Below are 21,373 nucleotides of genomic sequence, written 5' to 3' on the forward strand. Positions count from 1 at the left end.
TCACTTTCCGTTAAGAAAGTATAGTTGGCAAAAGCGACAGGTTTTATGAAGGAATGGTATTGCGCAGGCCGCTGCGGTACGCAGCGGCCAGTTTCAGATTTGGATGAGCGTATTCTGGTATTTACTTAACATCAGCGCCAGCCGTTTTACCGGCTCAGTGACGCTAGCTGGCGCTTCGTACTGCTGCAATTTTTCTTGATAAACATCCAGTTCTTGCAGCAAACGCTCAAAGTAATAACGCCGCTTGTCATCGCTGCTGGCAGAGATCACTCGATCAGCGGTATAGCGAAGCTGGCGATGATAGGCCGATAAGTCAGCATTAACCGGCACTTCGGCATTACGTAGACGCTGATGACCGATAATCAACGTGAGCGCGATGCGGTACTTATCTATATCGCCAGGAAACAGATTCAACAGTAGAAAGAGTTGCTGATAGAGCGCAGGCAGGTGGTTTTCACGACGTCGTGCCTGATTGGTGGTCATCGCTGATACGGCTGCATACATGAAGCGGTTCAATAATTTGCGGCCGGTGCGCTCTTTTGATTTATCGCGAATCAGCAGAATTACCATCATCGCCACAAAACAACCAATGACCTGGCCCAGCACGTTATCGAGGAAAACGTTGAACTCGAACTGCATCGGATTATCCAGCACCAGCACGTTGATGGTGCCGATCAGCGCACCCAGCGTACCCAACTGGCGTCGCTGAACAAAGATACCGCCGATGAAACCCAGCAATCCAATGGCAATACACAACAGGAGCGCGCTTTGCTGGGTGCCCGGCAACACATACATAAAGTAGAGTGCACCCAATGGCACCGCCACCGTCATGCCATACAGAAAGTCTTTGGCCATCATCAACGGATTTGGCATACGCATCGCCAGCGCGGTAATGACTGCCAGCATCACCATGCAGCCGCTACCAGAAGTCCATCCGGTATAGAGCCAAAACAACGAGCCCAGCGCCGTTGCTACAAAGGTACGGATACCGTTGATCATTGCATGATGCGTTTCTGCTGATCGTGCCTGAATCACTACCTCACGCTGTAAAATCTCCTCTTCCAGCGCGGTGATACGACTATTACTTCTGATGCCGTTGATCAACAGCAAATATTCTGTGGCTGCGCCGACCCAGCTCGCCAGCGTGAGCGGCGAGGTTTTACTGCTGACGCCCAGCACCCGACGCATAATCTTCATACGCTGGTGCACGTCTTCGACGCTTTCAACCTCTTTTTCAATCAGCAAACGATACTGCGGCGCGATGTAATCTGGTCGGGCGTTTTGTATCAAAAACGTTTCCGCCGCTTGGGTAATCAGCGTCAGCGATAAGGTATTCAGCATTTGCAGGCGGCGATTAGCGTTCTGCCAGCGCGAAGATTCCATCATCAGCTGGCTGCGCATGCTGTTAAGTGCAGTGGTACGACGCACCAAGGCGGCCCACGCTTTATCCACTTCTTCTTTATCACCATGTGCAACGCAGAGTTGCAGCAATTTGTAGTGCGCCACCAGCAGTGAATCAACTTCCTGATCGATCACTTTTTTAATCGATCGCGGTGAGAAGATCATGTCGGCGAGGATCGCACACAAGATCCCTAAAACGATTTCGCTGCAACGCTCTACGGCATATTGCGGTGCTAACGTCAGGCCGCCGCTGGCATCCGCAGTAACCACGATAATCAACGCGGTATACCCGGCTAATCCCAGCGCATAAGAATTTTCAACTTTAATCAGCGAGGAGAGCCAAACGCATAAACCGGCCCAGATGCAGCACAGTAGTAGCATCACCACCGGCGCACGCACGGTCGCAATCATGATGGTTAGCGCAGCGATACAACCAATGAAAGTACCGATAATACGGAGGATGCCGCGATAGCGCAGCGCGCCAGAATAGGGATCGCCACCTGCAGCAAAGGCGGTGCCGCCAGCGACAATCCCTGCGGTCATCACCGCCCAGCGTGGCGTTTCAAGATTGAGGTGAAAGCCGATCATCAACGCTGCGACCAGCGCGAAACTGAGCTTTACCGGGAAACGCAGAAACTCAATCATAACCCTTAACCGAACTCACGCAGGCGATTGAACAGCTTGCTCATCGGCGAGGCATTGGTATGTTGGCGATCCTCTTTTCCGGTGATAACCACTGTTGCGGTGGTGCCCGCCGGGAAACGATTACCGGGCTGCTGATCGAGACGAATACGTACCGGCACACGTTGTGCCAAACGTACCCATTCAAGATTTGAATCCACGGTTGCCATACCTTTGGTATCTACCGAACTGCTGCTGTTTGTCACACCCGCGGCAACGCTGTCTACCGTGCCGCGTAACACCACGTTACTGCCTAAAGGTGTGACTTCTGCGCGGAAACCTTGCTGAACGCCGTGCAGCTTGGTTTCTTCAAGATATGCCAGCACATAGAACGAATGTTGCTGCACCAGCGCCACCGCGACTGAGCCGCGCGTGATGTATTCACCTTCAAAAACGTTAAGGTTGGTTACCCAACCGTCAGACGGTGCCTTGATCGTGGTGCGGTCGAGATCAATTTTCGCCAGATCGCGCGTAGCAATGGATTTCGCTAACTGATGCTCGCTGGTTTGCAGATCGTTGTTGGCTTGATCAATCGCTTCACGCGACATCGCAGAAGTGCCCAGCTGATTACGTCGTCCAGCTTCACGGCGTTTTTCGCTGACCAACGCCTGATAATACTCAACATCCGCCTGGGATTGATCCAACGCCTTTTGATAGCGCGGGCGATCCACCACAAACAGCGTGTCACCCTTCTTCACTAACTGGTTGTCGTGAATCGGGACATCTGTGATCAAACCAGTGACATCGGGTGAGATCGCTACGATATCGGCTGAGAATTTGGCATCACGCGTCCACGGCGATTCGGTGTAAAACACCCAAGCGCGAAAAATGATGATGACTGCGATGATGACTAACAGAATGGTAATCGCGTAACGCGCGATTTTTCTTATGAGCGTTTTCACTTAAACCTCAGACAAATAGACGGGATACAAGGTAAAACACACAGCAGTAAAGTGCTGTATTAAAAAGTGCCGGATGCCAGACAAGATCGTAAATACCGCTGGGCGTCAGCACACGCTTCACCAACCAGAACAGCATCAGTGAAATAATCAGTTCAATGAAAACGGGCGGAAAAGAGAGCCCAAACATGACAAATACCGGAAGCACACTCATCAGAAATCCTTAGTTCGACCTTGCCGGGATAATCCGTTGCCTAATTGAACCCATTAATGTTATCGAAGATAACAAACAGCTGAACACCACATCCGAACCACGGATGGCTTAATAATAGCGTATCATCGGGTGATATCAGGCAATGAAGAATCACCGGGTAATACCCCGGCGCGCATATAGTAACGCGCTTGACTATACGTTTTCTACCGAATGTGATCTAAATCACTTTTTAGCCAGAGTAAACAATGGAACGACTAAAAGGCATGTCCATTTTCGCCAAAGTGGTTGAAATGGGTTCTTTTACCGCCGCTGCACGTCAACTTCATCTTAGCGTTTCGTCTATCAGTCAAATTGTTGCGAAACTGGAAGATGAGCTGCAGGTTAAACTTCTTAATCGCAGCACGCGCAGTATTGGACTGACTGAAGCAGGAAAAATTTATTATCAAGGCTGTCGCCGTATGCTGGCAGAAGCGATGCAGGTTCATGAGCAGCTTTATGCCTTCAATAATACGCCCATTGGTGTACTGCGCATCGGCAGTTCATCCACCATGGCGCAGAACGTTCTCGCCGGCATGACCAGCGATATGCTGCGTGAATATCCCGGGCTTAGCGTTAATTTGGTCACCGGTATTCCCGCGCCAGACTTAATAGCGGATGGGCTGGACTTAGTGATTCGTGTCGGTGCATTGAAAGATTCCAGCCTGTTCTCCCGCCGCCTTGGCGCTATGCCAATGGTGGTCTGTGCAGCAAAAAGTTATCTGGCGCAGCAGGGAACGCCGGAAAAACCCAGCGATATCGATAACTTTGCCTGGCTGGAATACAGCGTGCGGCCTGACAACAATTTCGAGTTAATCGCCCCAGAAGGTTTGGTTACGCGGTTATCACCGCAGGGACGTTTCGTCACTAATGATTCACTGACGTTGATTCGCTGGTTAAAAGCGGGCAATGGCATCGCTTACGTGCCAATGATGTGGGTGATTGAAGAGATTAAAGCAGGCGAGATCGATATTTTATTTCCGCGGTATCAATCCGATCCGCGTCCGGTTTATGCGTTATATACCGAAAAAGATAAACTGCCGCTTAAGGTACAGGTCTGTATCGATTATCTGACAGAGTATTTTGAACAGGTCGCCGAGCAGTATCAGCAGCACCGTAAAAGCTAACAACCCGCCGGGTGGCGGGTTGTTTTTAACACATCAGGCGGTGCCGCCGATGGTGAGCTTGTCGAGTTTCAACGTGGGCTGACCTACGCCAACAGGCAGGCTTTGGCCTTCTTTACCGCAAACGCCAACACCTTTATCCAGTGCCAGATCATTACCGACCATGGAAATCTGCTGCATAGCTTCAATGCCAGAACCGATCAGCGTCGCGCCTTTCACCGGTTTAGTCACTTTACCCTTTTCAATCAGATAGGCTTCCGACGTTGAGAACACAAATTTCCCGGACGTGATATCGACCTGACCACCACCGAAGTTTGGCGCATACAAGCCGTACTCAACGCTTTCAATGATCTCTTGCGGGGTAGATTTACCCGCCAGCATGTAGGTGTTTGTCATACGCGGCATAGGCAGATGCGCATAGGATTCACGTCGACCATTGCCGGTTGGCTTCACACCCATTAAGCGCGCATTGAGCTTGTCCTGCATGTAACCTTTCAGCACGCCGTTTTCGATCAGCACATTGTATTGGCCAGGCACACCTTCATCGTCAATTGCCAGCGAACCGCGCAGGCCATCAATCGTGCCGTCATCAACCACGGTACAGAGATCGGAGGCGACCAGTTGCCCCATTTTACCGCTGAACACAGACGTACCGCGGCGGTTGAAATCACCTTCCAGACCATGTCCAACAGCTTCGTGTAACAGCACGCCCGGCCAGCCTGCGCCCAACACCACCGGCAAGGTGCCAGCAGGTGCGGCGACGGCAGAAAGATTAACTAACGCCATGCGTACCGCTTCACGCGCCCAGGCATCAGCACGTACGTCACCGTTTTCATCGGCGAGGAAAAATTCATAACCTGTGCGACCACCGCCACCGCTTGAGCCACGCTCGCGCTTGCCGTTGTCTTCCACCTGAACACTGATAGAAAGACGAACCAGCGGACGGACATCCGCCGCCAGCGTACCGTCGGTTGCGGCCACCAGCACTTGCTCGTAAACACCACTCAGGCTGGCGCTGACTTCCTGCACGCGCGCATCGGCAGCACGCGCAACCTGGTCAACACGGTGCAGCAGTGCAATTTTGTCTTCACGCGTCAGACTATCCAACGGATTAGTCGGTGCATAGAGCGAGCGGTTTATCACCGCTGACAGCGTATGCGCTTTGCCATCACCTTGCTCACGCACGATACTGCGTGCTGCTTCAGACGACAGACGCAGCGCATTCAAAGTGATTTGGTCAGCATAGGCGAAACCGGTTTTCTCACCGCTAACCGCGCGCACGCCAACACCTTGATCAATATGGTAGGAGCCATCTTTAATGATTTTGTCTTCCAGCACCCAGGATTCGTGGAAACTGGACTGAAAATAGAGATCGGCATAATCCAGACGACGTTCTGAAAGCTGCCCTAACAGGGAAAAAAGGTCCTGCTGATTAATGCTGTTAGCAGTTAGCAACTGCTCACTTACCAGGTTCAGAGTCATCGTTTCTCACTCATTATGTGCTCGGATAATCATAGCCTGCGGCAATTCCGGTACGGCGTCAAATTCACTTGGTGCCGTTTTCACGCGGTTTGCGCAGCACTTCATTGATTTCCGGTTTATCCAGCGGTCCGCTGATGTGATAACGCAGCAGCGATATTTTGTTCCATAGTGGTCCCAATACCTTACTGGCGGCAAATACCGCGGCACCCACCACCGGATTCACGACAAATGCCGCCGCAACGCCGACCGAGGCGGAAATTTCCGGCGCAACCACCGCTTCCATATCAATGCGACGCTGCACTAAATCCATCTTGCCTTGCATGGCAATGTCCGCTTCAAGCCCGTCCACCAGCAGGTTATCCGTTCTCATCACGCCATTTTCAATCCATGCGGTGCCATTAATTGAATCGAAATAGAATCCCTGATTGAAGGTGTCATTGAAATCAAAGCGGAGCTTGCGTAGCAGCGCGTCAAAGCTGAACAGCCGCAGAATTTGACCGGCGGTACCGGTATTCACATCAGCGATTTGGCCTTTGCCGAAATGCGTTTTTAACGTGCCGCTCAGCGTTTTCTCTGAAGGCTGCCACGGCGCTGAACGCCAGTGCAGATCGTAATCGATGTTAAACGGTGCGTCGCGCAGCGGCGTGTTCATCCCAAACCAGTTGGTCGCATTATTGATGTTTTGGCCTTTCAGGGTGCCTTTTAGTGAAGTGCGCTGGTCGTTAGGTCGGTTTACCCATTCACCCTGAATGTTGAGTTTTGAGCTACCCGTGTCCACTGAACCGTTAGTAAGCGCTAACGTATCACCTTTAGGTTGCAACGTGGCCTGCATGCGGCCATATTTTTGCCCCATTAACCAGCACTCGCTGCAGCGAAGTTGTAACGCCGGCCAGCCACTGAAATTAATTTGGCTGGATTGCTGCGACAACGGTGACGCGCTTTTCGCCTGACTATCACCCCACTGTGGATTGTAATAAAGGTAATCGAGTGCAATCTGCCATGGCGCAGAAGGTGATATGGCCAGTTGCCCTTGGATTTCTTTACCTTTTACTGAAACCTGCGTATTACCGTTGGCATTTTCTGCCAGCGTCGCATCAATATCGTGCCACTGCTGTCCCGCCAGCTTGACCGCTGGGCTACGTAGAATGATGTTGCCAGGAATAGTCGCACCGCCAACTTGTCGCGCACTTTGCGTCGTTTTAGTGCCGCCATTACCGTCGCTGCTACCGGCCATCAACGCCGTCCAGGCTTCGCCATCCAGCGCCGGTAAGTTCAACACCATGCCGGTGTTTTCAGGCAGCGCGGGTGTACGTTTCGCATCATTCAGCCAGATGCCGCGATCAACGCGCAACTGCGGTTCCAGCAACCACCGGCTGTTAAAGCGATGGCGCTCATCAATGCTGCCACTGAGTTCAAAACGCTTCAGATCACCGCTGGCTTTGATAGTGATCGGCATCGCTTCGCCGCCTTTTTTATCCAGCGGCGCAGGTAAGCGACTACTTACTTCTTTCGCTTCGCCTTTAATCCCAATCTCATAACGTGCGCCGCCTTTATGCGGCAGCGTAATATCAACATTGCCTTGCCATGGCAAATGGCCGCCGAGCTGGCTACGAAATTGCTGTGGAATTTGCGTGATTTTGCCCGGCTGCCAGTCGCCCAACAGTTTGACGTTAACACCAAAATCGTCTGGATTTTCTTTGGTGCTGAAAGTGACGCCCAGCGGCTGACCAAACCAGTTCGCCTGCATTTCCTCACTGTCTAAATTACCGTTGTTGTAACGGAATCGGCCCGTCAGGTTGGTCAATGTCGTGTTGAGCGGCTTGATATGTAGCGAGTTATTATTCATTACCACGTTACCGCTGGCATGCACCAGTTTGCCATTCAGCGGGATATCCAGATTAAGGTGGCCGCGTGTATTGCCGCCAATCTGTAACTGCTCTAATGCCGCGCCCAAAGAGCTTTTCAACGGCGTTTGCTGGAAGTAGTCAGCAATTTGGCTGCCCTCGCCGCTTACGTCGCCATCAATAATCAGCTTCTCTTTGAGATAATCAGGAATAATAGCGCTGATATTGCGAACATTAACGTCGCCCAGCTTTGCGGCTGGCGCATTCATCCACAAACCGTCATTGATGAAGTTGAGATCGATGTCGAGATTATTGATAGCTGGCCATTTAGGCTGGAAAGCATACGTTGCCTGACGCAGCGGCACCCAAACCTGGAACATGCCATCGTTATGTTTGAACGGGAACAGTTTGGGATTACCGGCAAACAGCAGCGTGGCATTGTCCACCTTGCCGCCTTTAATCGCACCGCTGAGATAATGGGTTAAGTTATGCCCCATCAGCGGAACCGGGAAATAGCGCCATGCATCTCCGGCATTGGTCAGGTTAATGCCAGCAAGAATATCCAGGCGTGGCTCGCTGCCACTGTTCTGTTGATAACGGAACCCGCCACGCGCCCAGAGCGAACGTGCCTGCACGTCGAGATCTTTGCCATCCAGGGTCAATCCATGATCATCACGTAGCCAGCTCATTGACCCCCTGATGTGATCAATTTCCAGCGGAGCCTGGAACATGTCGCCATACGGCACATTGGCACGGCCCATATCCACTTTCACTTGACCATTCACCAGGCTGCCGCGTGCTTCACCGTTCAGCTTGCTGATCCCTGGCAACAGCTTCCAGTGTTGCCAGCTAAAATCGCGCCATTTTACCTGCATGCGGGTATTTTCTGGCTGCTGTAACGGGATATCCAGTGCCAGTCCTTCAATGATGCCTTGCGGTCGCACGGCGCGCCAGTTATCGAACAAGGCTGGCGATAACGGCGCAAAAAGCGGCACCAGCGGCGCAATGTGCTCTAAATTTAACTGCGTCGCACGGACGCGCACTTCAGCCTGCTGATTCGCTCCCAGCAATTGTTTGTCTTCAGGTCGCCACAGCAACGCGAAATGTCCCGCAGGCCAGGCTATACCATCGGTGCTGAGTTTGGTTTGCGGCACATTCACCGCCCAGCCATTTTGATAACGTGAAAGATGTGCAGTCAGACCATCAACCTGCAGCTGATGCGGCCCCCCTTCGCCCTGCCAGCGCGCGCCGCCTTTGCGCAACAATAAATCACCTGCATAGATTTCGCCTTCACGCAAATTAACCCATGCCGCAAGGCTAAAGCGCGCGCTGTCGAGACGCGTGTTATCGCGCATCCAGCGTCCTAACCATGGCCGTACATCTACGTCGTCCGCCTGCATCCAGATGCGCCCGTCGTTAAGTAAACCTTCGCTATCGTTGAGATTGAGGCGCACCTGCACCACGCCATGTTGGCCGGTAAAACTGGAAAGACTGACTTCACCTTCGGCGCGGTGACGCGTTTTTTCGTTTACCCAGGTGAGCTTAGGGATCGCCAGTTCGGCGTGTTGGCCTGAAGGGGTGAGAAAGCGTATTGAGCTGTCGCGCAGATCGAAGTGATCAAACTGGCGCAAAAAGAGTTCGTTGATTTGGGCTGGCTTGAAGCTATTTTTCTGTTCATCACTCGCCAGCAGCGGGCGGTTGCTGTCGAGATGCAGCTGCCAGAAGGTCAGATCGCGGAACTGCCAGCGCCAATGCAGCAAAGATTGCCACACATCCAGCGCCAGATTAACCCGGGCAATGGCCAGCTTGTCGCTGTCCTTCATGTCTACGTTGAGGTCGTGGATTTCCAGCGTTGGGCCGAAGTTCTCCCATTTGCCCTGCAGCTTGCTCGCCTTTATCGGCATGCCGCTGGCATTGGAAGCAAACTGCAAAATGTTACTGCGATAGCTGTCGAGATGCGGCATCGCCAGACGCAGCCCACTGACAAGCAGCGCGACAATCACGATGACTGTCGCGACCAGCAGTAACAAGATCCTCGGCAACTGCCTCACTCACACTTCTCCTTGCCTTCCGCGAATGACGGAGGATTCATTCTCATACCCAACCGTCATCAGACAAAAATAAGCGGTATGAATGTGCATTTTAACCCAAACATGGGCGCTTTTTTAGCCCGACCAACTTGGTCAGGCCAGCGTTAGCAAGACGCTACATCATCACAACATCAAACTGCTCTTGGGTGTAAAGCGCTTCGACATGCACCTTAACCTGTTTCCCGACGAAAATTTCCACCTCGGCCAATGCATGTGACTCATCGGTTTTTAAAGCTTCACCGACGGTTGGCGAGACATAGACCAGGAAACGATCGGCGTCGTAAGCATGGTGAACGCGGACTATCTCACGCATGACTTCGTAGCAGACGGTTTCGACGGTTTTCAAGGTGCCGCGCCCTTTGCACACCGGGCAATCTTCACAGAGTACGTGTTCAATGCTTTCGCGCGTGCGCTTACGCGTCATCTCCACCAGCCCCAACGCGGAGAAACCGCTGATGCCGGTCTTCACCCGATCTTTATTTAGCGCACTTTCCAGCGAATGTAGAACGCGTCGGCGATGATCTTCATTACTCATATCAATAAAGTCGATGATAATGATGCCGCCGAGATTACGCAGCCGCAGCTGACGAGCAATAGCCTGCGTTGCCTCTACATTGGTATTAAAAATGGTTTCGTCGAGATTACGATGGCCGACAAAGGCGCCGGTATTAATGTCAATGGTGGTCATCGCTTCGGTTTGATCGATGATCAGATAACCGCCAGACTTCAACTCGACCTTGCGATCCAGTGAACGCTGAATCTCATTCTCTACGTCAAACAGATCGAAGATTGGCTGTTTGCCGTTGTAGAGCTCCAACTTACGGGCCATTTCTGGAATATATTCGCTGGTAAATTCCAACAGCAAATCGCAGGTCAGACGTGAATCAACACGAATGCGATCCAACGCTGCATCCGTGAAATCGCGCAAAATACGCTGCGCCAGCGCCAGCTCACCGTAAAGCAGGCAGCGTGTTTGGTTGCGCTTTTTACGCTCGCTGACTTTGGTCCACAAACGTTTTAAAAAGGCGGCGTCTTGCGCCAGCTCTTCGTTGCCGATGCCTTCTGCAGCAGTACGAATAATGAAGCCACCGAGATCGTCACAATAATCAGCCACTACGGCTTTCAGCCGTTCGCGCTCGCTTTCGCTTGCAATGCGTTGTGAGACACCTACATGCGACGCACCAGGCATGAACACCAGATAACGCGACGGCAGTGTAATATCGGTAGTCAGACGGGCACCTTTGGTGCCCAGTGGATCTTTCACCACTTGCACCATCAGATCCTGGCCAGGACGTACCAGTTCAGCAATATCGCGTACGATAAAATTCTTTTTCTCATCGCCGGCTACGCATTCGGTGTGCGGCATGATATCGGAAGCATGTAAGAAGGCGGCTTTTTCCAATCCAATATCAACAAAAGCGGCCTGCATGCCAGGCAGTACGCGACTAACGCGTCCTTTATAGATATTACCAACGATACCGCGGCGCGCTTCGCGCTCGATATGGATTTCTTGCAGAATGCCGCCGTCAATATAAGCGACGCGCGTTTCGGATGGCGTGACGTTTACCAGCAGTTCAGCCGTCATTGTTGTCCCCTTAAGGCACGCAGTGACTGAAAATGGCTGAATAACTCTCCTGTCTCAACCAAAGGTAATCCGACAACCGCGTGATAGCTTCCATTGATTTTGCGGACAAAGTTTCCACCTATGCCCTGAATGCCGTATGCCCCGGCTTTATCCATTGGCTCGCCGGTCGTAATGTACTCGCGAATATCTGATGCGGTTAAGTTTCGAAACGTGACATCAGTTGTAACCAGACAATCCAGCGCTTGCTGACGATCAACCAGCGCGACGGCGGTCATCACTTGATGCGTTTGCCCTGAAAGTTTGCCCAGCATTTCTGCCGCATGTTCTGCGTTGCGCGGTTTTTCGAGCACTTCGCCGTTTAACACCACGATCGTGTCCGCGCCCAGCACGGGTAAATCATGCTCAGCCAACATAACGCCCGCGCGAGCTTTGTCATTCGCCAGACGGCGAACATAGGCATCAGCCGCTTCATTCGGCTGACGCTGCTCTTCTACATCGGTAATGAGACGTTCAAATGTGAGGCCAAGCTGAGTCAACAGCTCACGCCGACGCGGTGAACCGGAAGCCAAATAAAGGGATACCATAAATTTCCTTATTGAACAGCGAACTGACGACGAATCTTTCTCATTAATAAGAATAGCCAAGGCCAGAGAATACCGTCGACGACACTGCTCCAGAAAATCTCGGGTCGAAATGAGACGTTGATCACTAAGAATTCCGCCCAGAATACAATTACATCCATCGCCAGCGACAGCACCATAACCATTAACGCCTGCTGCCACAACGCTAAGTTACGGAAAAGCTGGAATTTAAAGGCTACAAGGTAGGCGATGATGCTCAGCGCTAACGCGCGTACACCGAGCGTCGAACCGGCAATCAAATCCATGATTGCGCCCATCAAAAATCCACTACCTACGTTTACCCGATGCGGTAGCGCTAAAACCCAATAGATGAGAATTAACAAAAGCCATGAAGGCCGGAACATATAGAGTTGGTCCGGCCATGGCATGATTTGTAAGATGAGAGCAACCAGAAAAGACAGCCAGATGACCCAACGTCCCTGGCTGCGATATCGACTCAAGGCTGACCTCCGCGTGAGCGGGCTGGCGTACCTTGTGTGTTGCCTTCGTTACGCGTTGGTGCTGGAGGTCCCATCTGCACCGCAGGTGCGGGTGGACCCATTTCTCCCGCAGGCGGTAAAACTTGCGGCATCATCTGCATCAATCGTTCGTTAGCAACACGATGGACATCTGCCGGCGCCATAGGCATATCCCCATTGCGATCGGCTCCCCACAGCAGCAGCAAATAGCGCAGACGCTGCAAACCTGCGGCTGGACGCGCCTGAATCACGGTGTAAGCACGTTGCGTATCCACTTTCACGGAAGAGACCACACCAACCGGATAACCTTCCGGGAAGCGCCCGCCTAATCCTGATGTGACTAACACATCACCTACACGGATATCAGTATTACCTGGCAGATGCTCAAGTTGCAGATCTTCGGTGCAGCCATTGCCGGCCGCAATAACACGAATATCGTTACGCAACACCTGGATAGGTAACGCATGCGAGGCATCACAAATCAGCAACACGCGGCTGGAGACTTGCCCTACGGCAATCACTTGCCCTACTACGCCTTTATCACTGATAACGGGCTGACCTTCATAAACACCGTTAACACTGCCTTTGTCGATGACCACTTGATCGGTATAAGGATCGGTGCCGGTGGAGATCACCTGCGTCACCATTTTTTGCTCATCCTGACGTAGCGGTGAACCCAACAGTTCACGCAGACGTGCGTTTTCCTGCTTATATTGCCCCAGCATTAACAGGTCACTATTTTTCAGGAAGAGTTCGCGACGTAAGGCTTTGTTTTCCAGCTCAAGCTGCTGACGCGATGCCAGCGTTTCTGACACGCCGTCTAAAAGCTGGCGTGGCCCGTTAGCCAGAAAGTAAAACGGACTGACCGACGTATCCAGATAGTTGCGTATTTGATTGAATGAACTCACACGGCTGTCGGCAATAATGATAGCTATTGCCACAATCACCGCCAAAAAAAGACGCAACTGCAGGGAAGGCCCCCTGCTAAAAATCGGCTTCATATAATCTGCGTGTTCCTCGACAACAGGTAAGGAAGCACGGTAATGACCGTACTCCCTTGGGCTGGACGTATCTAACCGACGCGTGCCGCGCCGGTTTACACGCTATTCCCTGCGCATGATAATTCACGGTCTCAGCCGGTTGAGGCGATTATTCTTCGCTGAACAGATCGCCGCCATGCATGTCGATCATTTCCAGTGCTTTACCGCCGCCGCGTGCTACGCAAGTTAATGGATCTTCTGCGACAACCACCGGAATACCGGTTTCTTCCATCAGCAGACGATCCAAATTACGCAGCAACGCACCACCGCCGGTCAATACCATGCCGCGTTCGGAAATATCAGACGCCAGTTCTGGCGGACATTGTTCCAACGCAACCATTACCGCACTAACGATACCGGTCAGTGGCTCTTGCAACGCTTCAAGAATTTCATTGGAGTTCAGCGTAAAGCCGCGCGGTACACCTTCAGCAAGGTTACGACCACGCACTTCAATTTCACGCACTTCATCGCCCGGATAAGCTGAACCGATCTCATGCTTGATACGTTCTGCGGTCGCTTCACCAATCAATGAACCGTAGTTACGACGCACATAATTAATAATAGCTTCATCGAAGCGGTCACCACCGATGCGCACGGAAGAGGAATAAACCACACCGTTCAGGGAGATCACAGCCACTTCTGTCGTACCGCCACCGATATCAACCACCATTGAACCGGTTGCTTCAGAGACAGGCAGGCCAGCACCGATTGCCGCAGCCATTGGCTCTTCAATCAGGAACACTTCACGCGCACCAGCACCTTGAGCAGATTCGCGGATGGCACGACGTTCTACCTGCGTCGCCCCCACCGGCACGCAGACCAGCACGCGTGGGCTGGGACGCATAAAGCTGTTGCTATGAACTTGTTTAATGAAGTGTTGCAGCATTTTTTCGGTGACGAAAAAATCAGCGATTACGCCGTCTTTCATCGGGCGAATAGCAGCAATATTACCTGGCGTACGGCCAAGCATCTGTTTTGCGTCATGACCGACGGCCGCAACACTTTTCGGTGAACCGGCTCGATCCTGGCGGATAGCAACCACGGAGGGCTCGTTCAGCACGATGCCTTGTCCTTTCACATAAATCAGGGTATTCGCGGTACCCAGGTCAATGGACAAGTCATTGGAAAACATGCCACGAAATTTTTTAAACATACTAAGGGATAATCCTGCAAGCTGGGGGCGGAAAATAAAATCCGCTTACTTTACCAACCACACGAAGCTGCCACAAGGCGCAAAAACGTTCTGCTTCGGTGAAAAAACACGCCAAATTGCGTTTAAGTTATCTGTACGAGGCTTCTGCACCAGCGGAATGGCGAAATGACGCCCTGTTAGCCGCTTTTAGCTGCAATGTTTCAGAAGAGCTTCGACATAAACTTTAACATTTCCGGCCAGATATTCTGGACTCTGCGTTAGGTTCATTGGCAAAAAAGCGAGTGTAAAGCCTATAAAGCGGCGCAATGGGCTAAATACGATAACGTTGAGAATACTTTTTAACGTTACTGTTTACCGGTTGAGATGGCGCAAATAGGTCGCCTTGTCCCCCTGCTACACCTAAGCCCACCAGCGTTTGCCATTCGGCGCGCGTTCGTACGCCTGTGGCAAAAACTTGGGTCTGCGTCGATTTACACACTTCCATCAAATTCTGCACAAAAAGCTGGTTTTCAGTTCGGTGCTCAATGTTGCGAACTAAGCCGGGATCAAGCTTGATCAATTCCACCGGTAATTGCTTGATATAGGCGCTGCTTACCACCGTCAATCCAGCCTGGCTTACCGCAATACGGCAACCAAAAGCTTTTAACGCACGAAAAACTGGCGTTAAACGGTTGATGTGTTGACAGACATCTGCCTCAGCAAGTTCAAATAAAAATCGTTTTCTTTGTCCTTTTGGACATTGCAGCAGCATATTCTGCAGCCAGAGCACAAAAGAACGCTGTAACAAAGAGTCTATATTCACGGGCATGACCAGCGTTTCTTCCGGCCACCATTCTGATAAAGCCGCGATTCGCGTCACTAATTGGCGGTCCCAAACCTCTGCCATGCCGAGCTGCTGTACCAGCGGCATATACTCTGCCGCTTGCACCTCTTTATCGCCATCAAAGATGCGCGTCAGCATTGTCCGGTGCTGCACTTTGCCTTCTCTGTTCACTGCAGGTTTTTGATATAAGCGCGGCCCACCGCGGCTCAGCGTATTTTCCAATAAAGTGCGCCAGCGCACGCTACCCCGCCCGGCATCTAGAGGATTGCCTTCGCCATTCGACCAGTTATTCCCGCCAAGTAGCGTTGCCCGCCGTGTCGCCATTTCGACATTTTCCATTACCTGCGGCACGCTTTGTCCGCTATGCCAGGCGCTGATACCGATATGTATTAGATCGTCACGATTCACCATGCGCATGGGTGGCAGCGAATCGACGGCATTAATCAATTTATCGGCAATGCCATTCGCCTCTTTTAAGCTGCGATGCGGCAGTAATACGGCAAAATCACTGCGGAAATAACGGGCCAGCAGCGCGCCTGGATAGCGCAACACAAAAGTCGACAACATGTTGACCAGATCGAAAAGATATTCTTCGACTAAGGAGGGACCCAGTGTTTCATTCAGGATATCGAAATCGGGCAGGCGCACCATCATAACCACCCCGTGCGTGCCGACAGCCTCCTGATCTTCAAGCAGCGTAGCCAGCTGGTTATCGAAAAACAGACGATTATTCAAACCTGTGCGGCCATCCTGAGCGGCAAATGTGCGAATCAGGGTATCGATGCGAAGCCGCTGCTCACCCGCTTCCTGTAAATCTGTCAGCAGCACGTCCAGCGCACGACTGGCTTTGGGTGGCCACTCGTCGATATGGCTGTTGCGCATTATCTGGCGCTCACCTTCAATAATTGCATCTGCACGTACTTCTAAATGTTCCATGCCTCGCCATTGTCGGGTTAACCAGCGATGCATAATGAACAACAGTAGACTCATCACCAGCACAACGGAGAGTAAGGCACCAAGCGTATAAGCCGCGGTAATAGAACGCAGCCAGGTTTTCGCCGGATCGAGCATCAGGACACGTAAACTCACGCCTGTTTGGTGCATTAATGGCACATCAAATTGAATAAAACGATTGGGTTGATCTTCAATCATTTGATGTTCGTGGCGAGAGAGTGTGAGCAGCGTGTGACTACCGCTGTGCAAGGTGAGTTGCTCGGCATTCATGACCGGCATCAAGCGAGATAGCCAACCGTTGAGTTGATCGGGTGTTTGGTTAAAAAGTGATTTATCCACTTCGGTCGCCAGCACTTGTACTCTGTTTTCAACCCGCTGATGGCTCAGCCAAAAAACGCTGAAAGCACAGCCTACCAGCATAAGTAACATCGCCAGTACGCTGAGAAATGTAATAAACGCGGATAGTTTGGTGGTTAATCGCATCCCTGTGCCTGTATTACTGCGGTGATAACCAGATCACGTTCCTGTATGGCATCGCCGAGCCGATGAAAACGCGAGCAAAATAGCATAATTTGCGTCAGGCGGCAGCGTTGCAATGTGTGAGCGATCAGTATACCGCCGGCAGATGACCGCTGAACTTTATCGCGAAACTTTTCGGTGTATTCTGATTGGCAAGGCTTGCCAGGAAATTTCACATTTTCGCGGCGAAATTCGCCAGCATCAGGGTTTTTAGCCATGCTGGAAGACAAAATCGAGTCTGGAGAATAGAGCATGAAAACAACCAAAAGCCTGACTGAAAACGACGTTACCCCTGAAAGTATTTTTAATATGCAGCGCCGTCAGGTCTTGAAAACTTTAGGTTTGAGTGCTGCGGCCATGAGCGTACCCAGTATGGCGAATGCAGATATCCTCAGTTGGTTTAAAGGCAACGATCGTCCTGCAGCACCGGCTGGCCGCCCTCTGGATTTCAGTAAACCAGAGCAATATCAAAATAATCTGACATTAACGCCAGAAGATAAAGTGTCGGGTTATAACAATTTCTATGAATTTGGTCTGGATAAGGCCGATCCTGCCGCTAACGCTGGCACACTGAAAACCGATCCCTGGAAACTGACGATAGACGGTGAAGTGGCTAAACCCATTACGTTAGACATGGATGAGATTTTTAAACGCTTTGCTATGGAGCAGCGTATCTATCGCATGCGCTGTGTCGAAGCCTGGTCGATGGTCGTTCCATGGGTTGGTTTTGAGTTAAACAAACTCATTAGTCTTGCGGAGCCCACCAGCAATGCGCGTTTTGTCGCTTTTCAAACACTTTATGCACCAGACCAGATGCCGGGCCAAAAAGATCGGTTTATTGGCGGCGGGCTGAACTATCCCTATGTTGAAGGATTACGCTTAGATGAAGCCATGCATCCGCTGACCCTTCTCAGTACTGGCGTCTATGGCAAGGCGTTGCCCCCTCAAAACGGTGCGCCAATTCGCCTGACCGTGCCGTGGAAATATGGATTCAAAGGGATTAAATCGATCGTCAAAATTACGTTAACGCGTGAGCAGCCACCGACAACCTGGAACCAGATCGCCAACAACGAATATGGCTTTTATGCCAATGTGAACCCGCATGTAAATCATCCACGCTGGTCGCAGGCCACCGAGCGTTTTATTGGTCCCGGCGGATCCTTGAAAGTCGAGCGTCAGCCAACACTGCTGTTTAATGGTTATGCGGATCAAGTCGCCTCGCTCTATCGTGGACTCGATCTGCGGGAGAATTATTGAGTGCGCCTTTCTATTAAGCAGATTACCTGGCTAAAGGTGGTGCTGCATTTAGTGGCATTTTTACCGCTGGTTTATCTTTTCCTGGCAGCCAGCCAGGGAGGATTGAGCGCTGACCCAGCCAAGGATATCCAACATTTTACTGGCCGTATGGCGCTTAAATTGCTGCTGGCAACGCTGTTGGTCTCACCCTTGACTCGCTACGCTAAACAGCCGCTGTTGATCCGCACACGCCGCCTGCTTGGCGTCTGGACCTTTGTGTGGGCTTGCCTTCACTTACTGAGCTACTACCTGCTGGAACTTGGCGTTGATAATCTCCGTTTGTTGGGGAGCGAATTAATTTCCCGTCCTTATCTTACGCTGGGAATTATTTGTTGGTTGATACTGCTGGCACTCACTGTCACTTCATTTCAACGTATGCAGCGCAAGCTCGGCAAACGCTGGCAAACTTTGCATAACTGCATCTATATCGTGGCCATACTGGCACCTATTCACTACATCTGGTCAGTGAAAACTGTGTCGCCGCAACCGTTGATTTATGCCGGTATTGCTGCACTGCTATTAGCGTGGCGTTACAAAAAATTCATTAAATGGTGGCCTTTTTAACCCTTCCTGCGTTGTTTTCTACCTCTACTCTCTGATAAAAGATGTGGCCCTTGGGCCACGTCCAATCATCTTCGCAGATAAGACCAGTATTTTGCTGCGAAATGCTACGAAACGGATATAATGCCCGGCTTTATTGCAAGCCATGTCTTCTTTTTTACCCTGACGGGTGACAAACGAAGAGAGGCAAGGTATTTTACGCGATGCCTCAATGATTGCGGGAGATGGCAGCAAGATGGCGCATAAATTACACATTCTGCTCTTAAACGGTCCCAACCTTAATTTGCTGGGAACGCGCGAGCCTGAGAAATACGGTCACACCACGCTAAATCAGATTGTCACCGATCTGACGCAGCAAGCAAACCAATTGAATGTGACGTTAAGCCACTTGCAATCCAATGCTGAATTCCAGCTTATTGATCGCATTCATGAGGCCAAAGGCAATGTGGATTACATCATTATTAATCCTGCCGCGTTTACGCATACCAGCGTAGCACTGCGTGATGCACTGTTGGCGGTAGATATTCCGTTCATCGAAGTGCATCTCTCAAACGTGCATGCTCGCGAGCCCTTCCGTCATCATTCCTATCTTTCTGATGTTTCTGCTGGCGTGATTTGTGGACTTGGCGCTGACGGCTACGCATGGGCTTTACAAACGGCAGTAAAACGCCTGTCTCAAACAAATTAATCAAACTGAGTACGGAACCCCACTCATGGATATTCGTAAAATTAAAAAACTGATCGAACTGGTTGAAGAGTCTGGCATCTCCGAGCTGGAAATCTCCGAGGGCGAAGAGTCCGTTCGCATCAGTCGTGCACCTGCAAATGTTGGTTATCCGATGATGCAGCAGGCTTATGCTGTTCCTGCTCCGCAACCTGCCCTGGCTAACGCTATTGCACCGGTTGCTACCGTGGCGGAAGCCGCGCCAGCGGAAATCAGCGGCCACATCGTGCGTTCTCCTATGGTCGGTACTTTCTACCGCACCCCGAGCCCAGATGCCAAAGCCTTCATCGAAGTGGGTCAGAAAGTGAATGCCGGCGATACGCTGTGCATCGTTGAAGCCATGAAAATGATGAACCAGATCGAAGCCGATAAGTCTGGTGTAGTGAAAGCGATCCTGGTGGAAAGCGGTCAACCGGTTGAATTCGACGAGCCGCTGGTCGTCATCGAATAACGAGGCGAACCATGCTGGATAAAATTGTAATTGCTAACCGTGGTGAGATCGCGCTGCGTATTCTGCGTGCCTGTAAAGAACTGGGCATCAAGACCGTAGCGGTGCACTCTAGCGCGGATCGTGACCTCAAGCACGTGCTGCTGGCGGACGAAACCGTCTGTATCGGCCCGGCTCAGTCGGTCAAAAGTTACCTGAACATCCCGGCCCTGATCTCCGCAGCGGAAATCACCGGCGCCGTGGCGATCCATCCCGGCTACGGCTTCCTCTCTGAGAACGCCGATTTTGCCGAGCAGGTTGAACGCTCAGGCTTTATCTTCATAGGCCCGAAAGCGGACACTATCCGCCTGATGGGAGACAAAGTCTCCGCTATCAACGCGATGAAGAAAGCAGGCGTGCCAACCGTACCAGGCTCTGACGGTTCGCTGACCGACGACATGGAAAAGAACCGTGCCTTCGCGAAGCGCATCGGCTATCCGGTGATCATCAAAGCCTCCGGCGGCGGCGGCGGTCGCGGCATGCGCGTCGTGCGCAGTGACAAAGATCTGGAAGAATCCATTAACATGACAAAAGCGGAAGCCAAAGCGGCTTTCAACAATGACATGGTTTATATGGAGAAGTTTCTGGAGAATCCGCGCCACATCGAGATTCAGGTACTGGCCGATGGTCAGGGCAACGCCATCTATCTCGGCGAGCGCGACTGCTCTATGCAGCGCCGTCACCAGAAAGTCGTAGAAGAAGCGCCAGCGCCGGGCATCACGCCTGAAATGCGCAGCTTCATCGGCGAACGCTGCTCTAAAGCCTGTATCGAAATTGGCTATCGTGGCGCAGGTACTTTCGAGTTCCTGTATGAAAACGGTGAATTCTACTTCATTGAAATGAATACCCGTATTCAGGTTGAGCATCCGGTTACCGAGATGATCACTGGCGTCGATCTGATCAAAGAGCAGCTGCGTATCGCTGCCGGTCAACCGCTGTCGATCAAGCAATCTGACGTAGAGATTCGCGGTCACGCAGTTGAGTGCCGAATCAACGCCGAAGATCCCAATACCTTCCTGCCGAGTCCGGGTAAAATTACCCGCTTCCACGCGCCGGGCGGTTTTGGCGTACGTTGGGAATCGCACATCTACGCTGGCTATAGTGTGCCGCCGTACTACGATTCTATGATCGGTAAACTGATCACTTACGGTGAAACCCGTGACGTGGCCATTGCGCGCATGAAAAACGCGCTGGCGGAACTGATCATTGACGGCATCAAGACTAACGTCGAGCTGCAGATGAAGATCATGTCCGACGAAAACTTCCAGCACGGTGGTACCAACATCCACTATCTGGAGAAAAAACTCGGCCTGCACGATAAATAAACGCAACGCTGAGACAATGAGAGGCCGGTTAATCCG

The 21,373-nt window shown here is 51.6% G+C and carries 18 protein-coding genes; 6 read left to right on the forward strand and 12 right to left on the reverse strand.

The window, feature by feature from the left end; all coding sequences use genetic code 11:
• Positions 1 to 93 precede the first annotated feature (93 nt).
• The 3 genes from aaeB to aaeX are packed head-to-tail and all read right to left on the reverse strand — an operon-like array spanning position 94 to position 3,195.
• Positions 94 to 2,046 (reverse strand): p-hydroxybenzoic acid efflux pump subunit AaeB, encoded by a 1,953-nt coding sequence (gene aaeB, locus ACF2G4_RS12205; RefSeq protein ID WP_243078836.1) that lies wholly within the window; start codon positions 2,044 to 2,046, stop codon positions 94 to 96.
• Positions 2,047 to 2,051: 5 nt separating this feature from the next.
• Positions 2,052 to 2,984: a p-hydroxybenzoic acid efflux pump subunit AaeA gene (aaeA, locus tag ACF2G4_RS12210; protein ID WP_215845458.1), complete on the reverse strand. Its 933-nt coding sequence runs from the start codon at positions 2,982 to 2,984 to the stop codon at positions 2,052 to 2,054.
• A gap of 7 nt (positions 2,985 to 2,991) precedes the next feature.
• On the reverse strand, positions 2,992 to 3,195 hold the full coding sequence (gene aaeX / locus ACF2G4_RS12215; protein ID WP_031375118.1) for a p-hydroxybenzoic acid efflux pump operon protein AaeX: 204 nt from the start codon (positions 3,193 to 3,195) through the stop codon (positions 2,992 to 2,994).
• 245 nt (positions 3,196 to 3,440) lie between these two features.
• Here aaeX and aaeR point away from each other — a divergent pair, with 245 nt between their 5' ends.
• On the forward strand, positions 3,441 to 4,358 hold the full coding sequence (gene aaeR / locus ACF2G4_RS12220; protein ID WP_409074894.1) for an HTH-type transcriptional activator AaeR: 918 nt from the start codon (positions 3,441 to 3,443) through the stop codon (positions 4,356 to 4,358).
• A gap of 33 nt (positions 4,359 to 4,391) precedes the next feature.
• Here aaeR and tldD read toward each other — a convergent pair whose 3' ends face one another.
• From tldD to ACF2G4_RS12265, 9 genes are all read right to left on the reverse strand, one after another.
• Complete coding sequence (gene tldD / locus ACF2G4_RS12225) at positions 4,392 to 5,837, reverse strand: metalloprotease TldD (RefSeq protein WP_215845456.1); 1,446 nt, start codon at positions 5,835 to 5,837, stop codon at positions 4,392 to 4,394.
• Positions 5,838 to 5,901: 64 nt separating this feature from the next.
• A complete protein-coding gene (gene yhdP, locus ACF2G4_RS12230) occupies positions 5,902 to 9,732 on the reverse strand; it encodes an AsmA2 domain-containing protein YhdP (RefSeq protein ID WP_409074895.1) in 3,831 nt (1,276 codons plus the stop codon).
• A 154-nt stretch (positions 9,733 to 9,886) separates the two neighbouring features.
• A complete protein-coding gene (gene rng, locus ACF2G4_RS12235) occupies positions 9,887 to 11,356 on the reverse strand; it encodes a ribonuclease G (RefSeq protein ID WP_409074896.1) in 1,470 nt (489 codons plus the stop codon).
• Positions 11,353 to 11,940 (reverse strand): nucleoside triphosphate pyrophosphatase, encoded by a 588-nt coding sequence (locus ACF2G4_RS12240; RefSeq protein ID WP_215845454.1) that lies wholly within the window; start codon positions 11,938 to 11,940, stop codon positions 11,353 to 11,355. The genes rng and ACF2G4_RS12240 overlap by 4 nt, the downstream gene beginning before the upstream one ends.
• Before the next feature lie 8 nt (positions 11,941 to 11,948).
• Positions 11,949 to 12,437, reverse strand: a complete 489-nt coding sequence (gene mreD, locus ACF2G4_RS12245; protein ID WP_215845453.1) for a rod shape-determining protein MreD — start codon at positions 12,435 to 12,437, stop codon at positions 11,949 to 11,951.
• A complete protein-coding gene (mreC, locus tag ACF2G4_RS12250; protein ID WP_243078834.1) occupies positions 12,434 to 13,456 on the reverse strand; it encodes a rod shape-determining protein MreC in 1,023 nt (340 codons plus the stop codon). The genes mreD and mreC overlap by 4 nt, the downstream gene beginning before the upstream one ends.
• Positions 13,457 to 13,604: 148 nt before the next feature.
• Positions 13,605 to 14,648: a rod shape-determining protein MreB gene (gene mreB / locus ACF2G4_RS12255; protein ID WP_003855260.1), complete on the reverse strand. Its 1,044-nt coding sequence runs from the start codon at positions 14,646 to 14,648 to the stop codon at positions 13,605 to 13,607.
• Between the two features lie 310 nt (positions 14,649 to 14,958).
• The gene (gene csrD, locus ACF2G4_RS12260) at positions 14,959 to 16,908 is read right to left on the reverse strand and encodes an RNase E specificity factor CsrD (protein ID WP_243078833.1); all 1,950 of its coding nucleotides are present in this window, start codon (positions 16,906 to 16,908) and stop codon (positions 14,959 to 14,961) included.
• Positions 16,899 to 17,198, reverse strand: coding sequence for a hypothetical protein (locus tag ACF2G4_RS12265; protein ID WP_409074897.1), 300 nt, complete (start codon positions 17,196 to 17,198; stop codon positions 16,899 to 16,901). The genes csrD and ACF2G4_RS12265 overlap by 10 nt, the downstream gene beginning before the upstream one ends.
• On the opposite strand from ACF2G4_RS12265, the gene msrP reads away from it, so the two are divergent.
• The 5 genes from msrP (at position 17,197) to accC (ending at position 21,337) form a co-directional block, all read left to right on the forward strand.
• Complete coding sequence (gene msrP / locus ACF2G4_RS12270) at positions 17,197 to 18,201, forward strand: protein-methionine-sulfoxide reductase catalytic subunit MsrP (protein ID WP_409074898.1); 1,005 nt, start codon at positions 17,197 to 17,199, stop codon at positions 18,199 to 18,201. The genes ACF2G4_RS12265 and msrP overlap by 2 nt on opposite strands.
• Entirely contained in the window at positions 18,202 to 18,804 is a 603-nt protein-coding gene (msrQ, locus tag ACF2G4_RS12275) for a protein-methionine-sulfoxide reductase heme-binding subunit MsrQ (RefSeq protein ID WP_215845451.1), read from the forward strand. It begins immediately after the preceding gene.
• Between the two features lie 232 nt (positions 18,805 to 19,036).
• Positions 19,037 to 19,489 (forward strand): type II 3-dehydroquinate dehydratase, encoded by a 453-nt coding sequence (aroQ, locus tag ACF2G4_RS12280; protein ID WP_215845450.1) that lies wholly within the window; start codon positions 19,037 to 19,039, stop codon positions 19,487 to 19,489.
• Positions 19,490 to 19,514: 25 nt separating this feature from the next.
• A complete protein-coding gene (gene accB, locus ACF2G4_RS12285; protein WP_215845449.1) occupies positions 19,515 to 19,976 on the forward strand; it encodes an acetyl-CoA carboxylase biotin carboxyl carrier protein in 462 nt (153 codons plus the stop codon).
• A gap of 11 nt (positions 19,977 to 19,987) precedes the next feature.
• Entirely contained in the window at positions 19,988 to 21,337 is a 1,350-nt protein-coding gene (accC, locus tag ACF2G4_RS12290) for an acetyl-CoA carboxylase biotin carboxylase subunit (RefSeq protein ID WP_243078830.1), read from the forward strand.
• Positions 21,338 to 21,373 lie beyond the last annotated feature (36 nt).

The organism is Pantoea phytostimulans (assembly GCF_046118715.1).
Taxonomy (GTDB): domain Bacteria; phylum Pseudomonadota; class Gammaproteobacteria; order Enterobacterales; family Enterobacteriaceae; genus Pantoea; species Pantoea phytostimulans.

Bases quoted from the DNA above. Each gene is read 5' to 3' on its own strand.
- aaeB (WP_243078836.1), bottom strand. From the start codon at position 2,046: ATGATTGAGTTTCTGCGTTTCCCGGTAAAGCTCAGTTTCGCGCTGGTC.
- aaeX (WP_031375118.1), bottom strand. From the start codon at position 3,195: ATGAGTGTGCTTCCGGTATTTGTCATGTTTGGGCTCTCTTTTCCGCCC.
- aaeR (WP_409074894.1), top strand. From the start codon at position 3,441: ATGGAACGACTAAAAGGCATGTCCATTTTCGCCAAAGTGGTTGAAATG.
- tldD (WP_215845456.1), bottom strand. From the start codon at position 5,837: ATGACTCTGAACCTGGTAAGTGAGCAGTTGCTAACTGCTAACAGCATT.
- rng (WP_409074896.1), bottom strand. From the start codon at position 11,356: ATGACGGCTGAACTGCTGGTAAACGTCACGCCATCCGAAACGCGCGTC.
- ACF2G4_RS12240 (WP_215845454.1), bottom strand. From the start codon at position 11,940: ATGGTATCCCTTTATTTGGCTTCCGGTTCACCGCGTCGGCGTGAGCTG.
- mreC (WP_243078834.1), bottom strand. From the start codon at position 13,456: ATGAAGCCGATTTTTAGCAGGGGGCCTTCCCTGCAGTTGCGTCTTTTT.
- mreB (WP_003855260.1), bottom strand. From the start codon at position 14,648: ATGTTTAAAAAATTTCGTGGCATGTTTTCCAATGACTTGTCCATTGAC.
- csrD (WP_243078833.1), bottom strand. From the start codon at position 16,908: ATGCGATTAACCACCAAACTATCCGCGTTTATTACATTTCTCAGCGTA.
- msrP (WP_409074898.1), top strand. From the start codon at position 17,197: ATGAAAACAACCAAAAGCCTGACTGAAAACGACGTTACCCCTGAAAGT.
- ACF2G4_RS12265 (WP_409074897.1), bottom strand. From the start codon at position 17,198: ATGCTCTATTCTCCAGACTCGATTTTGTCTTCCAGCATGGCTAAAAAC.
- aroQ (WP_215845450.1), top strand. From the start codon at position 19,037: ATGGCGCATAAATTACACATTCTGCTCTTAAACGGTCCCAACCTTAAT.
- accB (WP_215845449.1), top strand. From the start codon at position 19,515: ATGGATATTCGTAAAATTAAAAAACTGATCGAACTGGTTGAAGAGTCT.
- accC (WP_243078830.1), top strand. From the start codon at position 19,988: ATGCTGGATAAAATTGTAATTGCTAACCGTGGTGAGATCGCGCTGCGT.